The organism is Candidatus Pelagibacter bacterium nBUS_44, from assembly GCF_051200895.1.
GTDB lineage: Bacteria > Pseudomonadota > Alphaproteobacteria > Pelagibacterales > Pelagibacteraceae > Pelagibacter.
In genome coordinates, this window is record NZ_CP172838.1 from 366,218 (window position 1) to 381,217 (window position 15,000).

Consider the following 15,000-nt stretch of genomic DNA (forward strand, 5'->3'; position numbering starts at 1 on the left):
CTTTAAAATAGCCCTTCAATCTCACCATCTTTATTCAACTTAATAGAGTCAGCAGCTGGAATTCTTGGAAGTCCAGGCATTGTCATAATAGCCCCACAAACCACAACTATAAACTCAGCTCCCGATGAAAGTCTAATTTCTCTAATTGGTAATGCATGCCCACTTGGTGCCCCTTTTAGACTTGGATCTGTTGAAAAACTATATTGAGTTTTAGCAACACAAATAGGCAATTCACCAAAACCAGCTTCTTCGAAGCTTTTTAATTGATCTCTAATTTTTGTGTCAGCAATTACCTCATCAGCTCTGTATATTTCTTTAGCAATAGTTTCTATTTTTTTAAATAATGGTGTTTTACTTTCATATAAAAATTTAAATTTAGCTTCATTTTTTTCACATAATTCAACAACATGAGCGGCTAATTCCTTGGTTCCTTCGCCACCATTTGCCCAATGTGTACATAGACTTGCTTTAACACCCATTCCATCACAAAATTCTATTAAAGCTTTTACTTCATTATCTGTATCTTTAATAAAATGGTTAACTGCAACTGCAACAGGTAAGCCAAATTTTTTAACATTTTCGATGTGTCTTTCAAGATTAACTAGTCCTTTTTTAAGTGCTTCAACGTTTTCATTTTTCAAATCATCTTTAGCAACTCCACCATGCATTTTTAATGCCCTGATTGTTGCAACAATTACTACACAACTTGGTTTAAGATTTGATTTTCTACATTTAATATCAAGAAATTTTTCAGCACCTAAATCAGCACCAAATCCTGCTTCTGTCACAACATAGTCAGCAAGTTTTAATCCTGTTTTTGTAGCTATAACCGAATTACATCCGTGAGCAATATTCGCAAAAGGCCCACCATGAATTATTGCAGGATTATTTTCTAATGTTTGAGTTACGTTAGGTCTGATAGCATCTTTTAACAAAACAGTCATTGGACCTTGGGCCTTTAAATCTTTTGCAAAAACAGGTTTTTTATCTCTTGTATATGCAATCGTTATATTTCCAATTCTATTTTCTAAATCTTCTAGATCGTTTGATAGACAAAAGATTGCCATGATTTCAGATGCAACTGTGATATCAAAACCGTCTTCTCTTGGAAAACCATTTGCAATACCACCTAAATTTATATTGATTGCTCTTAAAGAACGATCATTCATATCCATTACTCTTTTCCAAGTAATTCTTCTAACGTCTATATCTAATTTATTTCCCCAATAGATATGATTATCAATTAAAGCTGACAATAAATTATGTGCAGAAGTTATTGCGTGAAAGTCTCCAGTAAAATGTAAATTAATTTGTTCCATAGGAACTACTTGAGCGTACCCACCACCAGCTGCTCCACCTTTCATACCAAAAGAAGGACCAAGACTTGGTTCTCTCAAACAAACAATAGATTTTTTTCCAATTTTATTTAAGCCATCATTCAATCCAACAGAAGTTGTGGTTTTACCTTCACCTGCAGGAGTAGGAGTGATTGCAGTAACCAAAACTAGTTTACCGTCTGGTTTGTCTTTTAAAGTATCTAGATATTCCAAATTAATTTTTGCAATATGTCTGCCCATTGGACTGAAAGCAGTACTCTCGTCAGGCACATTGATTTTAGCCAAAATATCATTTATAGGTTGCATTTTAGCTTCTCTTGCTATTTGAATATCTGACTTAACATCACTCATTTAAAATCCTAAAAGTTATAATTTTTTCTGAAGACTTCTTATACTTTTTTGCTATCTTTGGAAACTTCTAAAAAATATATATAAAAAAAATAAGATCCATCTATATTGTTTTGTGTAAAATAATCTCATGCAAAGATATTCTGTATTTAACCTAATAAAAAATGCTCTTTCGGGACACCAAAATTTGGATTTAGCCTGGAAAGACCCAACTCCAAAGAAAGAGTATGATGTTGTGATAATTGGAGGTGGTGGTCATGGTCTAGCAACCGCTTATTACCTAGCAAAAGAGCACAATATTACAAATGTAGCTATTATTGAAAAAGGTTGGATAGGTGGTGGAAATGTTGGACGTAATACTACCATCATTAGATCTAATTATATGCATGATGATAATGCGCTTTTTAGTGAGTTTGGAATGGATCTTTGGAGAAAGATGAGCCAAGATTTAAACTACAATGTGATGTTTTCTCCAAGAGGAATTATAAATCTTGCTCACTCTGATGCGCAAATGAATGTTTACGCAAGAAGAGGAAACTCTATGCGATTGAATGGAATAGATGCGTTACTCTTAAATAGAGAGCAGGTAAAAGAAATTATTCCAATGGCAGACTTTTCAGATAATGTAAGATTTCCAATTTTTGGAGGTCTAATGCAACCAAGTGCAGGAACTGCAAGACACGATGCAGTTGCTTGGGGTTACGCAAGACAAGCAGATTCAATGGGAGTAGATATAATTCAAAATTGTGAGGTAACAGGATTTGATGTTGTAGGTGGAAAAATTCAAGGAGTGAGAACTTCTCGTGGAGATATTAAAGTTAAGAAAATTGGACTGTGTGTTGCTGGAAGTACTAATCATTTAGTAGAAAAACTAAACATGACTTTACCAGTAGAAACTCATCTTCTTCAAGCTTGTGTTTCTGAACCAGTTAAACCTATTTTAGATAGAGTAGTAACATTTGGTGCGGGACACTTTTATATTAGTCAATCTGACAAAGGTGAAATGGTAATGGGTGGAGATCTTGATGGATATAATAGTTATGCACAAAGAGGTAATTTACCAACTTTACAACATGTTTTAACAGAAGGAATTGCGATGATGCCATTCCTAAGTAAATTAAAAATGCTCAGAACTTGGGGTGGAATAATGGATATGTCTATGGATGGTTCACCAATAATTGATAAAACTCACATTGAAGGTTTGTATTTAAATTGTGGTTGGTGTTATGGTGGATTTAAAGCAACACCTGCATCAGGATGGACATTTGCACATACAATTGCTCAAGATAGAGTTCATAAATTAAATGCTGGATATAGCTTGAATAGATTTAACACAGGTCACTTATTAGATGAAAAGGGACTTGGTACTAAAACATGGATTTCATAAATGCTTCATATTAAATGCCCTCATTGTGGGATGAGATCTCAAAATGAATTTTCTTATGGTGGAGATGCAACTGTTAAAAGACCAGAACTTAATAAAGAAGTGTCCGATCAAGATTGGGATAACTTTGTATATAATAGAAAAAGTTTAAGAGGAAAACATTTAGAGTTATGGCAGCATTTATCAGGGTGCAGACAGTGGATAAAAGTTGAAAGAGACACTGCAACTCATGAAATATTTAGAACACTAAAAGCTAATGAGGATAACTCATAATGGACCAAAGTTATCGATTATCAGGTGTTGGTTTAATAAATAGAGATAAAAAATTATCTTTTAAGTTTAATGGTAAAACTTATTATGGTTATGAGGGAGACACTTTAGCCTCAGCTTTAATAGCTAATGGTGTTCATTTAATTGGTAGAAGTTTTAAATACCATAGACCAAGAGGTTTTTTTGGTGCTGGAGTTGATGAACCATATGCAATTGTTCAGTTATATAGAAATGGTGAAACTGAACCCAACATAAAAGCCACAGAACAAGAGCTTTTTGAAGGTTTAGAGGCAACAAGTGTTAATTGTTGGCCAAATGTTAACTTTGATATTGGTGCAATAAATAATTTTTTTAAAATTTTTCTTCATGCTGGATTTTATTACAAAACATTTATGTGGCCAAAAAGTTTTTGGTACAAAGTTTATGAACCATTTATCAGGAAAGCTGCTGGTTTTGGTGCAGCATCTACTAAACATGATAACGAAAGATACGAACATAAATATGAGTATTGTGATTTATTAATTGCTGGTTCAGGCCCATCAGGCTTAGCAAGTGCATATGCTGCAGCAAAAAATGGAGCAAGAGTTATTTTAGCTGAAGATAAAGCTAGATTTGGTGGATCATTATTAACAAGTGAAGTTAGTATTGGAAATCAATCAGGTAAAGAATGGGCAGATGGAATTATTGCTGAACTTAAAGAAATGCCCAATGTGACTGTTAAAAATAGATCACAGGTTTTTGGATATTATGATCATAATATGCTGGTAATGTCTGAAAGAATTAGCGACCATTTACCAAAAACGAAAAAGTTTCATCCAAAACAAAGACTTTGGTACATTAGAGCAAAAGAAGTTTTAATTTCTGCAGGATCAATTGAAAGACCTATTGTTTTTGGTAACAATGATACACCTGGAGTAATGCTTTCATCAGCAGCAAAAGAATATCTTAAAGTTTATGGAGTATTAGTTGGAAGAAACCCTCTAATATTTACTAATAATGACAGTGGCTATGAGGCTGCAATAGAATTTAAAAAAAATGGTGTTGACCCAATTATTTTAGATACAAGAAAAGATCCTCAATCTGAAATAGTTGATGAAGCAAAAAATTTAGGAATAAACATTAAATTTTCTTATGTGGTAGTTGCCGCTCAAGGTTATAAAAAAGTTAAATCAGCTGATATAGCTTCAATTTCAGATGATAAAGAGCAACTTGGTACAGTAGAAAATATTAAGTGTGACTGCATATGTGTTTCAGGTTTTTGGACACCTACTATTCATTTAGCGTCACAATCAGGAAATAAAACAAAATTTAATGAAGATATTGATGCATTTGTTCCAGGAACATCAAAGCAAAATGAAACAACGTTAGGTGCTGCAAATGGATCTTATACTTTAGATGAGACTTTAAAAAGTTCTTTTGAAACTGCTCATAAATTATCAAAAAAAATTACCAATAATGATAACAAGATTTCTATTCCAAATGTTGTTGAAAAAAAATCAACCACACACGATAAGTTTTGGTGTGTGCCATTACCTAAGGGAAAAAATTATAAAAGATTTTTAGATTTTCAAAATGATGTTGCGGTTTCTGATGTTGAGATAGCACTTAAAGAAGGTTATCGATCAATTGAACATGTAAAAAGATATACAACACTTGGAATGGCAACTGACCAAGGTAAAACAAGTAATTTAAATGGTTTACAATTAGTATCGAATATTGAAAATAAAGTAGTACCAAATGTTGGTCACACTACTTTTAGGCCGCCATATACACCAGTTTCTATAGGAGCAATTGTTGGAAGAGAGGTTGGTAAACACTCAAAACCAACAAGAAAATCACCAATGCATTCATGGCATGAAGAAAACAATGCAGTTTTTGTTGATGCAGGTGTGTGGTTAAGACCAAGATATTACAAGCAAGGAAATGAAAATTTATTTGAAGGATCAAAAAGAGAAGCAAAAAATGTAAGAACAAACGTAGGTGTTTGTGATGTAACTACATTAGGTAAAATAGATATTAAAGGACCAGATGCAGCTGAGTTACTTAATAGAGTTTATACAAATGCATGGTTAAAGTTACCAGTTGGTAAAGCAAGATACGGCGTGATGTTGAGAGAAGATGGGATTGTTATGGATGATGGAACAACAACAAGAATTTCAGAAAATCATTACCACATGACAACTACTACCGCTCAAGCAGCAAATGTTCTTTCACATTTAGAATATTATTTGCAATTAGTTTGGCCAGAATTAAATGTAAATGTAGTGTCATCTACAGAACAATGGGCTGGAGCAGCGGTTGCTGGACCAAAATCAAGAGATTTATTACAAAAACTATTTCCAAATTCTGATGTATCAAATGAAGGATTACCTTTTATGGGTTACATGGAAGGAGATTTGTTTGGTGTTAAGGCTAGAATTTTTAGAATTTCATTTTCTGGTGAGCTTGCATATGAAGTTAATGTTGAATCTGATAATGGAAACTTTATGTGGGAAAAAATTATGGAAGTCGGCCAAGAATTTAAAATCCAACCATATGGAACAGAGGCATTATCAACACTTAGAATTGAAATGGGACACGTTGCAGGATCTGAGCTTGATGGAAGAACAATACCATACGATAATTCTCTTGAAGGATTATTAAGTAAAAAGAAAGATTTTATAGGCAAAAGATCTTTAACTAGAGAAGCATTTATAGCGGAAGATAGACAAAAAGTTGTTGGTGTTGTTCCATTAGATAAAAAAACAAGTATTCCAGAAGGATCGCATTTAGTAAAAGATTCAAATGCACCACTACCAAATCCAAAATTAGGTTATATTTCAGCTTCTTGTTGGAGTGTTGAACACGATAATCCATTTTCTTTAGCAATACTAAAAGATGGAAAAAACATGATTGGTGAAAAATTATTTGTAATGTCTCCAGTTAAAAATAAGGTAATCCCAGTTGAAATAGTATCTTCTCACTATGTTGATCCAAAAGGTGAAAGAGTTAGATCATGAGCTTAATATCAGCCTTAGCAAATATTCATTCAACAGGTCAATTTGGTGATCACGAAGGTAAAAATGAAAATGATCTTTTAAAAATATCTGAGATAAAGAATTTATTAATAGTTCAAATAGTTCAATACAAAAATTCTACAGTTTCATTTGAAAGTGTTGATATTGATGGTTTAAAATTAAAAGATGAGCCATTAAGTGTAATCAGTAATAATGATACAAGAATTTTATGGAACGGTCCAAAAAATTGGCTTTTAGTTTCAACAAAAAAAGATTTACTTAAAAATATTTCACAAAATTTTAAAGAAACAGATTTTGCGGTAACTGATTTATCTCATTCAAAAGCTATAATTGAAATAGAAGGACTAGATGCTAAAGAAGTTTTAAAGAAAGGATGCCCTTTCAATTTTAATACTTTAGAAAAAAATAATTCAATAAATTCTACTTACAATGGAATAGCTTTTACTGTTGATATGCTAGATGACAATCCTGATAAAGTAAGATTATTTGCTCTTAGAAGCTTTGGTGAATCTTTGTATCATTCTATTACAGATGCTTCTTTAGAATTTGGCTTTAAATCTTTGTAAGATTAAAAGCTTTATTTTACATCAAATTTATTAAACTATTTAACCCATAATGACCACATTAAGCATTAAAAATTAATTATTTTTTTTATAAATTTTTCTTAAATTTTTCTTAAATTTTTCTTAAATTTTTCTTAAATTTTTCTTAAATTTTTTTTAAATTTTTTGACAAATTTTGTCATTACATAATTTTAGGTTAGTGACCTTCCTAAAGAATAAATAGGCCACAAGGGATATTTATTTAATGTATGTATTTAAATTGATATTAAATTATTATAAAATTTTCATCTGTGTAAGTTTAATTTTTCTTATTACATTATTAATAATTTTTTTTCCTAAAAAAACTTATGCTGCTGATTGTGCCGATGTTAATGGCACGACTGTAACTTACACTTCAGATTGTAGACAAATTGTAGTAACGGGTGATGGTTCTAACATTACTATTGATGGTGCTACAATTAAAGGACATTCAAGTGATGATGAAAAGGGAATAATCACTACAAACGGTACTAATACTACTATTACTATTAATAGCGATGCAGGTATAGGTTACGACACTGCAGATGGCCTTGATAGATACGGAATTAAACATGCAGCAGGCTCAGGCAGCATTACAACAATTACTAATAATGGAAGAATAGAGACTAAGCAATCCACTTCCAATGGAGCTGGTTATCCAATTTTTAATGGATCTACAATTGGAGATATAGTTAATAGTGGACAAATTTATTCAAACAGTAAAGTTGCAATTGCAAATACGAAAAATGGAACAATTAACAAAATTGAAAATACTGCTACCGGTGATATATGGTCAGTACGAAAATATACTATTCAAAATAACAATACCATTGGAACAATAACAAATGCAGGGATGATTAGATCTAGTAAAGAACAAGCAATTAGAAACGCAACAAATGATGAATCAGTGCCCACAATTACTTTAATAGAAAATAAAAGTGGCGCAACGATACAAGCTGAAAACGAAACCATTATGAATTCAGGTCGCGGTATAATTACAACAATCAAAAATGCCGGCACAATTAAGGCATGGGGAGCTGATGGAAAAGCAATTAGAAATTTTAACGCTACAATAGGTACCATAGAAAATACAGGAACTATTTCTACCACCAAAACTAGCGGTGGTAGCGGTCAGGCAATCGTTTCTTCAACTGGTGGTGTAATTAATACAATAAATAATTCTGGAACTATTTCTGCTATTGATGGTAATGGTGTAATTTACGTTAACGCAACCGGAGCTATCGGAACAATTACTAACTCAGGCAATATTACAGGAGATGACAGTGGTGCTGCAATTAAAAATGAAGGGGCAATCACCACAATAAATAACTCAGGCAATATTACAGATTCTACTAATGCAGATGGTATTAAAAATATATTAGGAGCAACTATTGGAACAATTAACAATACTGGAACGATAACAGGTGCTGATTTGGATATTAATAATGCTAATGACTCAGGTCAATCTGGAACTATTACAACATTAATTAACTCTCAAGGAGGCAATGATGCGCTGACTTATGGATATAAGCTTCCTACAAATTACAATGTAATTGTTAATAGCACTTCTGATTATGGTAAAATAGTTTTTAGCAATAAATCAGAAACGACAACTTTCGGTGTACATAGCACTTCAACACTAACTGGTTCATCAGTAAATACGACTTATAGCGACGTAATTAGCGGCTTAACAGAAAGTGATTTAGTATCATGCACTAGTGATACAGACTGCACAACAGGTAATAAATTTGAAGGAGCAAATAAATATTATTGGAAATTAGATGATACTAATAATGATGATGATTGGGATTTAATTATTACCGCTATAGAAAGTTCAGTTCCACCACCTTCTACGTTGCCTAAAACACCTACTCTTGAGACTATGAATAGTCTTAAATCAGTAACAGATGCAAACTTTGCTCATATGAATACTTATGATTGTGATTTTTTTGGCAATAATAATGATACATGTCTATCATTAGGAGGCAGACGTTCTAAAGTTACAAATCCAAGTTCAACAACAGATGGATTAGTACTAGTAGGTGGAAAGAGATTTTCTGATCAACTGAGGATAGGAGGTTTCTATCACACCAATACTAAACATGACACATCAAAAAATTTAAAACTTTCAGATAATACTCCACTTCTTGGAAGTTTAATTGTTTGGAATCAAAAAAGCTCTGGCTTAGGATTTCAAGTAAAATATGCAAACGCGTATCAAGAAAAAAATGCTACAATCACCCGTGCAGCAGGAGAAAATTCAGAAGAGGGAACAGGAAAAACACTAACAAAAGCAATTAGTAATACAATTGAAACACGTTATGTAATTTCAAAAAAAAATAAAATTAATTATACTCCCTATTTTGCATCAAGATACGCAGTCAAAAAACAAGATAGTTATACAGAAGTAGGACCTGTTAGCCCACTTACTTATAATAAAATTAATGATAAAGCGCTTACCGTTTTATTAGGTACAAGAATTGATGCAAATTTAACACCAGCACTTAACCTTCATGCTACTTTAGGAATAGAACATGATGTTTATCATACAATTTCTAAGTTAGCACCCACGGGTATGTCAGGTCTTCCAACAGTAAATCTTGATGCAAACTTAAAAAAAACTCGTCCAGTAGTTTCCCTAGGTTTTGATTATGATTTATCTTCAGATAATAGATTCTCTTCTATTATTCAATATCAAGAATTAGCTTATGAAAATATGACACAAACAAATTTATATATTTATTATTCAAAAGCATTCTAACTAAATATCTTTAATCTCGTGTTGCAATATAAACACCAATGGTGGTTATTAAAAAACCTAGAAGATCTAAATTAGTTAAACTTTCGTTTAAAAACAACCAAGCCATAAAAGCAGATGTAGCTGGTATTAAAAAAAATATTGAAACAGTTTTACTGGCTGAATTATTCTTAATTAAGTACATCAATATTGTAAAAGCACCAAAAGAAACTAAAAATATTTGATGACTCATTGCAATTATAAATGTTTGTGAAAAATCAATGTATGGTTTTGCAAAAAAAATTATAACTAATAAATGAAAAGTAAAACCACCAACAGCTTGATACATGTTACTTACTGATAGAGGTAAATTGTTACTAAGTTTTTTTTGCCAAATAGTTGAGGATGTTATTGCAATTAAAGCTATTATAGTTGCAACTAAACCAGCAACTGGAATTTCTGAACCAATATCTAAACCTAAAACTAATGCTGCTCCTACAAAGCCTAACAAAACCCCAGTCCATTGTTTAATTGTTACTTTTTCATTTAAAATTGGTCCACTTAAGGCATTTGTGAGTATTGGTTGAAGGGTTACTATTAAAGCAGCAATGCCTGTCGGCATTCCTTTTGAAATTGAAAAAAAAACTCCACCTAAATAAAATCCATGAAAAAGAACACCGCTAAAAAATGATTCAATAAAGTTTTTTTTATTTATTATAATTTTTTGTTTTGAATAAACAGAAAATAAGAAAAAACCAATTGCTACGATTGAAAATCTAAAAGCAAGTGCTGAAAATGGATCACTGTTATCAATTATTGGTTTTGTGGTAATGAATGCAGAGGACCATAATAAAACAAATATAAATGGAAAAATTTTTATCATTTTTGGTTTATAGTTTAAAATAGGTTTTTTTCTTATAAAAATACCTAAATTGAGCTATTTCTAGCTTGAGTTGAAGAATCAGATATGTATTAATTATTATAAGCTTATGAAATTTTTAAAAGTATCTTTTATATTTTTTTCTCTTATTTTCTTAAGTGGCTGTCTTCAATCTACTGCCTTGCTGGGACCAAGTATGACCGTTGCAACAACTGGAAATATTCTTCAAGCAGGATTTCAATATGGTGCTAATACAGCTATTAAGAATGAAACAGGTAAAGATACCTTAGAGCACTTACAGGATGCTGTTGAGAGTCAAAGTAAAAGTCACAAGTTTAAAAAAAATTTTACAGATCTTGTTGAAAAAAAATTTGAACTTACAAGACAAAAGTTAAAATTAAATTAATCTAATATATTTAAAGTAATTAAATCTTTTTGTTTAGTTTCCTTACACCACATTTCATAACTTTCACAAACTCTCCATAGGTGATCAAAAGCTCTTTGAGATATTTCTAAGGGAAAATGACTTTTTGTGTAATATAATTTAGGAATTTTTAATAAAAACTTAACCATCGAGTCTTTTTGTATTTCTAAAAGCCTCATAGTTTCTTCATTAATTTTCTTACCAGTAATTTTGTCTACAAATTTATTGTTCTTTAATTCCAAAAACCATTTATCATGAAATTCTCCTGAACTAATCAAATCATAATCTTTTGTAGTCATAAAAATTTCAAATGCTTGAATGTTGGTCATTTCAGAGTTGTCTTTTTTGATTTTATCAATTTTTAAATAAATCATTTCTGCAACTCTTAGAACGTATGGTTTTTCAGTATTTAATGGCATGAATTATTTTTTATGTTTAGCCATTGCAGAGTTTGCAAGTATTAAATTTGGATCTAAAAAGATTTTAGAAGATTTTACATTGCTAAATGACTTAAAAGCAAAAATTGCTATTGGAAGCTCTGTACACCCTAAAATTATTTTTTTACATTTCATCTTAATTAATTCATTAATTGCTGGCTTGATTGCTTTTGCAGCTGCTTTTACACTTCCCATTTTCACAAGTTTAATTGCTTTATTTACTGATTTTTTTTGAAGATTTTGAGATGGTTGTATTAATTTATAGCTTTTATTAAAAATTTTATCATAAACACCAGTTTTTAAAGTTCCTTCAGTTGCTAATAAGCCAACTTTTGAGCTTTTCTTACAATTTTTTTTTGTAAATTTAAAAACTTCTTTAGGCATATTTACAATTGGAATATTAATTTTTTTTTGTAAATCATCGTACCAATAATGAGCCGTATTACATGGAATAACAATAAACTTACATTTATTCCTCTCAAGTAATTTACATCCTTGAAGTAAACTTTTTAAAACAAGACTATATTTTTTTTTGCTAGCTTTGTTAGAAGCTTTATTGGATAGATTTCTAGTTTGAACACCAATAGACTTTGGTCTACCGGGTATATTGGATTTATTATAAAGAATGAACAATGGATACTCTTGATCAATTTTTCCTCTATTTAAAATTGCAAGTTTGTTGCAAAAGTCCAAACCTGCTTGTGTACCCATTCCACCTAAAATGCCGATCATATTTTTTTTGAATAATTTTATATTAGATTGGTTTATTAATACCTCTCATAAAAACTATAAGTAGGCAACCATTTTTCGTTTGTGAGTTATGAGTAGTTCCAGGTTCAAAAGTAATAAAATCGCCTTTTTTAAAAATCGTACCATCAGCATCTTCTAGCTCTCCATCTATTACATAAAATTCTTCAAATCCTTGATGAACATGAGGCAAGCTTTTAGCACCTGGATCCATCTTGAGTATGTATGAACCAAAACCACCATTTTGTTTATCATAACTTATCTTGTGCCAGCTCATACCTTTTACTGGCTCTCCATAGTTATCGAATGGTTTAAAATCTAAATTGTGGATGTTATTAATAAATCTTTTAGTCATTTCAATAATACATATTGTACTATTAAATTAACTATTTGAAAATTGTGTTTAAAGATTGTTTTAAAATATTCTGCTATTGGCTGAATATAAATATCTAATCCGTAGATTAATTATTTAAAATTTCAGCCAATAGGAAGTGTGAATTATGCAGTTTTTAAGTTAACTGCTGAAGGACCTTTAGGACCATCTTCAACATCGAAAGTCAAAGCTTGACCCTCATCTAAACCGTTCATACCAGCATCTCTTACAGCTGAAACATGTACAAACACATCTTTTTCTTTGTCTTCTCTTTCAATAAAACCAAAACCTTTAGTTGGATTGAACCATTTTACTTTTCCTTGTAGACTCATATTTATCTTCTTACTTTTCGTTGTATTAATTTATTACTTATAATTAAGTAATTCTGGCTTTGTTTAGATTTTAGAGGGTTTTGTCAACTAAATTAATAATATTAAACAATTAAAGATTTATTTGTTGTTAATTAGCATAGTCATATAAACAGAATTAATATTACTTTTATAGCTAGAAAAAGGCTTGCAGGTGTTAAAACCACATTTTTTAAATAATTTTCTAGCAGCTAAAAAAAAATCACCTGCACCAGTCTCTAAACTTAATCTTTTAATATTGAGTTTTTTTGCCTCATTAATTAAGTGGTTTATGACCTTATAACCATTCCCTTGGTTTCTAAATTTGTCACTTACCCTTATTGACTTGAATTCACCATGCTCTTTATCAAGAAACTTTAAAGCACCACTTCCTATTAAATTATTTTCATCCCATAAGCTCCAAAATTTAATAGTGGGATCCTTTAGTCCTGCTATATCTAGTACGTGACAACTATCTTCAGGTGATACAGATCTTAATTCAATGAAATGATTTGTAAGTAACTCATGAACTTCAGGATTATCAAAATTTCCTTCTATAGATTTTAACATTTATACTAAAGTTGTAAGATGTCCCATTTTTCTTTTTTCTTTAATCTCTTTTTTCAGATAGTCAAAGAAAAACTCATTTTCATTAAATTTAGATAACATTCTATAATGAGATATTTGATCACCAATTAGATTAATCATTTTAGCATTAGAAATTTTTTTTAATGGTATTTGTTCTAATCCACATACTGCTCTAACATGATTTTCAAACTGACTTATATTATATGCATTGATTGTTAGATGACCTGAATTATGAACTCTTGGAGCAACTTCATTCACATACAAATTATCATTTCTATCAATGAAAAATTCTACACATAAGGTGCCTACATATTTCAATTCTTCTGCAATAGTCATTGCCCAATCTTTAGATTGGTCATAAATTTTTTTATTTATTTCTGCAGGAATTTTAGAAAATTTTAATATTTGATCTTCATGTTTATTTTCTATTGGTTCATAAACTTCATATTTATTGTTTGCAAATCTAGTTATGATAATTGAAATTTCTTGTTTCAACTTAACTAGTTTTTCTAAAATATATCCTTTAGACAAGTTTATATTTAATGAATTAAATTCTTCAACAGAGTTAATAGGATACTGACCTTTACCATCATAACCAAGAGTTGTTGTTTTTAAAATACCAGGTAACAAATCTTTGAGAGAGTCAATTTCTGATTTCTTTTCAATTGATGCATATCTAGTTGTTCTGATATTTAAATTATTTACAAAATCTTTCTCTGCCAATCTATGTTGTATAAGTCTATTGACAGAGGGCTTGGGTAATACAGGTTTTAACTTATTTATTTCATTTAAAGTGTCAAATGGAATATTTTCAAATTCATAAGTAACAAAATCGACCAGATTAACAAATTCAATTATCTTTTCTTTATTATCATAATTAGCAGAAATAAATTTAGTACAAAAGTTCTGCGCTGGAGCATCTTGGTCATCACAATAAACTATAGTTTCAACATTTAATTTTTTTGCTGCAATAGCAAGCATACTACCAAGCTGACCACCACCAATGATACCAAGCGTTGTTTGTGACATCTTATTTAGGTTTTTTTTTCACAGATTTGGTCTGAGATAATCTGAAGTTATTTAATTTTTTTTTTATAACTGAATTGCTATTTCCAATAATTGAAGCAGCTAATAGAGCTGCATTGATCGCACCATCTTCACCTATTGCTAATGTGCCAACCGGTATACCTTTTGGCATTTGTGCTATAGATAGCAAGCTATCTAATCCTTTAAGTTTTTTACTTTCTATAGGCACACCTAAAACAGGTAAAGAAGTTAAGGCTGCAATCATTCCAGGTAGGTGAGCAGATCCACCAGCACCAGCGATAATGACTCCAATATTGTTTTTTTCAGCAGAGAGTGCAAATTCATACATTCTTTTGGGAGTTCTATGTGCAGATATGATTTTTGTTTCAAATGAAACACCAATTTTTTTAAGAGTTTTCCCAGCAAGTTGCATAGTTTTGTAGTCAGATTGACTACCCATTACTATAGAGACTTTTAAAGTTTTATTTTTTTTCATGAAAAATA

15 protein-coding genes are annotated in these 15,000 nt (G+C 30.8%); 6 read left to right on the top strand and 9 right to left on the bottom strand.

Going from position 1 to position 15,000, the window contains the following annotated elements:
- Positions 1-2 precede the first annotated feature (2 nt).
- Positions 3-1,688 carry a formate--tetrahydrofolate ligase gene (locus ACIJYB_RS01920; protein WP_435151718.1) on the bottom strand — a complete coding sequence of 562 codons (1,686 nt, stop codon included), beginning with the start codon at positions 1,686-1,688 and terminating at the stop codon, positions 3-5.
- A gap of 127 nt (positions 1,689-1,815) precedes the next feature.
- On the opposite strand from ACIJYB_RS01920, the gene ACIJYB_RS01925 reads away from it, so the two are divergent.
- The 5 genes from ACIJYB_RS01925 to ACIJYB_RS01945 all read left to right on the top strand — a co-directional run bounded on the left by ACIJYB_RS01925 (position 1,816) and on the right by ACIJYB_RS01945 (position 9,698).
- Positions 1,816-3,072: a sarcosine oxidase subunit beta family protein gene (locus ACIJYB_RS01925; RefSeq protein ID WP_435151721.1), complete on the top strand. Its 1,257-nt coding sequence runs from the start codon at positions 1,816-1,818 to the stop codon at positions 3,070-3,072.
- Positions 3,073-3,342 carry a sarcosine oxidase subunit delta gene (locus ACIJYB_RS01930; RefSeq protein ID WP_435114379.1) on the top strand — a complete coding sequence of 90 codons (270 nt, stop codon included), beginning with the start codon at positions 3,073-3,075 and terminating at the stop codon, positions 3,340-3,342.
- Positions 3,342-6,338, top strand: coding sequence for a sarcosine oxidase subunit alpha family protein (locus tag ACIJYB_RS01935; protein WP_435151724.1), 2,997 nt, complete (start codon positions 3,342-3,344; stop codon positions 6,336-6,338). The genes ACIJYB_RS01930 and ACIJYB_RS01935 overlap by 1 nt, the downstream gene beginning before the upstream one ends.
- Positions 6,335-6,922: a sarcosine oxidase gene (locus ACIJYB_RS01940; protein WP_435151726.1), complete on the top strand. Its 588-nt coding sequence runs from the start codon at positions 6,335-6,337 to the stop codon at positions 6,920-6,922. The genes ACIJYB_RS01935 and ACIJYB_RS01940 overlap by 4 nt, the downstream gene beginning before the upstream one ends.
- Positions 6,923-7,163: 241 nt before the next feature.
- On the top strand, positions 7,164-9,698 hold the full coding sequence (locus ACIJYB_RS01945) for an autotransporter domain-containing protein (RefSeq protein WP_435151729.1): 2,535 nt from the start codon (positions 7,164-7,166) through the stop codon (positions 9,696-9,698).
- Between the two features lie 10 nt (positions 9,699-9,708).
- Here ACIJYB_RS01945 and ACIJYB_RS01950 read toward each other — a convergent pair whose 3' ends face one another.
- Positions 9,709-10,557 carry a DMT family transporter gene (locus ACIJYB_RS01950; protein ID WP_435151732.1) on the bottom strand — a complete coding sequence of 283 codons (849 nt, stop codon included), beginning with the start codon at positions 10,555-10,557 and terminating at the stop codon, positions 9,709-9,711.
- Between the two features lie 106 nt (positions 10,558-10,663).
- Between ACIJYB_RS01950 and ACIJYB_RS01955 the strand changes: the two genes are divergently transcribed.
- On the top strand, positions 10,664-10,960 hold the full coding sequence (locus ACIJYB_RS01955) for a hypothetical protein (RefSeq protein WP_435151734.1): 297 nt from the start codon (positions 10,664-10,666) through the stop codon (positions 10,958-10,960).
- On the opposite strand, the gene ACIJYB_RS01960 is transcribed toward ACIJYB_RS01955, so the two are convergent.
- The 7 genes from ACIJYB_RS01960 to purE all read right to left on the bottom strand — a co-directional run bounded on the left by ACIJYB_RS01960 (position 10,957) and on the right by purE (position 14,992).
- On the bottom strand, positions 10,957-11,397 hold the full coding sequence (locus ACIJYB_RS01960) for a hypothetical protein (protein ID WP_435151736.1): 441 nt from the start codon (positions 11,395-11,397) through the stop codon (positions 10,957-10,959). The two genes, ACIJYB_RS01955 and ACIJYB_RS01960, sit on opposite strands and share 4 nt — an antisense overlap.
- 3 nt (positions 11,398-11,400) lie before the next feature.
- Positions 11,401-12,147 (bottom strand): aspartate/glutamate racemase family protein, encoded by a 747-nt coding sequence (locus ACIJYB_RS01965; RefSeq protein WP_435151739.1) that lies wholly within the window; start codon positions 12,145-12,147, stop codon positions 11,401-11,403.
- A 22-nt stretch (positions 12,148-12,169) separates the two neighbouring features.
- Complete coding sequence (locus ACIJYB_RS01970) at positions 12,170-12,517, bottom strand: cupin domain-containing protein (RefSeq protein WP_435151742.1); 348 nt, start codon at positions 12,515-12,517, stop codon at positions 12,170-12,172.
- Positions 12,518-12,660: 143 nt separating this feature from the next.
- Positions 12,661-12,867: a cold-shock protein gene (locus ACIJYB_RS01975; RefSeq protein ID WP_008545539.1), complete on the bottom strand. Its 207-nt coding sequence runs from the start codon at positions 12,865-12,867 to the stop codon at positions 12,661-12,663.
- Positions 12,868-12,984: 117 nt separating this feature from the next.
- The gene (locus ACIJYB_RS01980; RefSeq protein ID WP_435151745.1) at positions 12,985-13,452 is read right to left on the bottom strand and encodes a GNAT family N-acetyltransferase; all 468 of its coding nucleotides are present in this window, start codon (positions 13,450-13,452) and stop codon (positions 12,985-12,987) included.
- A complete protein-coding gene (locus ACIJYB_RS01985) occupies positions 13,453-14,499 on the bottom strand; it encodes a 5-(carboxyamino)imidazole ribonucleotide synthase (RefSeq protein ID WP_435151748.1) in 1,047 nt (348 codons plus the stop codon). It lies immediately after the preceding gene.
- Between the two features lies 1 nt (position 14,500).
- Positions 14,501-14,992, bottom strand: coding sequence for a 5-(carboxyamino)imidazole ribonucleotide mutase (purE, locus tag ACIJYB_RS01990; protein WP_435151750.1), 492 nt, complete (start codon positions 14,990-14,992; stop codon positions 14,501-14,503).
- Positions 14,993-15,000 lie beyond the last annotated feature (8 nt).

Coding starts and splice junctions, on each gene's coding strand:
- ACIJYB_RS01920 (WP_435151718.1), bottom strand. CDS start 1,688: ATGAGTGATGTTAAGTCAGATATTCAAATAGCAAGAGAAGCTAAAATG.
- ACIJYB_RS01925 (WP_435151721.1), top strand. CDS start 1,816: ATGCAAAGATATTCTGTATTTAACCTAATAAAAAATGCTCTTTCGGGA.
- ACIJYB_RS01930 (WP_435114379.1), top strand. CDS start 3,073: ATGCTTCATATTAAATGCCCTCATTGTGGGATGAGATCTCAAAATGAA.
- ACIJYB_RS01935 (WP_435151724.1), top strand. CDS start 3,342: ATGGACCAAAGTTATCGATTATCAGGTGTTGGTTTAATAAATAGAGAT.
- ACIJYB_RS01940 (WP_435151726.1), top strand. CDS start 6,335: ATGAGCTTAATATCAGCCTTAGCAAATATTCATTCAACAGGTCAATTT.
- ACIJYB_RS01945 (WP_435151729.1), top strand. CDS start 7,164: ATGTATGTATTTAAATTGATATTAAATTATTATAAAATTTTCATCTGT.
- ACIJYB_RS01950 (WP_435151732.1), bottom strand. CDS start 10,557: ATGATAAAAATTTTTCCATTTATATTTGTTTTATTATGGTCCTCTGCA.
- ACIJYB_RS01955 (WP_435151734.1), top strand. CDS start 10,664: ATGAAATTTTTAAAAGTATCTTTTATATTTTTTTCTCTTATTTTCTTA.
- ACIJYB_RS01960 (WP_435151736.1), bottom strand. CDS start 11,397: ATGCCATTAAATACTGAAAAACCATACGTTCTAAGAGTTGCAGAAATG.
- ACIJYB_RS01965 (WP_435151739.1), bottom strand. CDS start 12,147: ATGATCGGCATTTTAGGTGGAATGGGTACACAAGCAGGTTTGGACTTT.
- ACIJYB_RS01970 (WP_435151742.1), bottom strand. CDS start 12,517: ATGACTAAAAGATTTATTAATAACATCCACAATTTAGATTTTAAACCA.
- ACIJYB_RS01975 (WP_008545539.1), bottom strand. CDS start 12,867: ATGAGTCTACAAGGAAAAGTAAAATGGTTCAATCCAACTAAAGGTTTT.
- ACIJYB_RS01980 (WP_435151745.1), bottom strand. CDS start 13,452: ATGTTAAAATCTATAGAAGGAAATTTTGATAATCCTGAAGTTCATGAG.
- ACIJYB_RS01985 (WP_435151748.1), bottom strand. CDS start 14,499: ATGTCACAAACAACGCTTGGTATCATTGGTGGTGGTCAGCTTGGTAGT.
- purE (WP_435151750.1), bottom strand. CDS start 14,992: ATGAAAAAAAATAAAACTTTAAAAGTCTCTATAGTAATGGGTAGTCAA.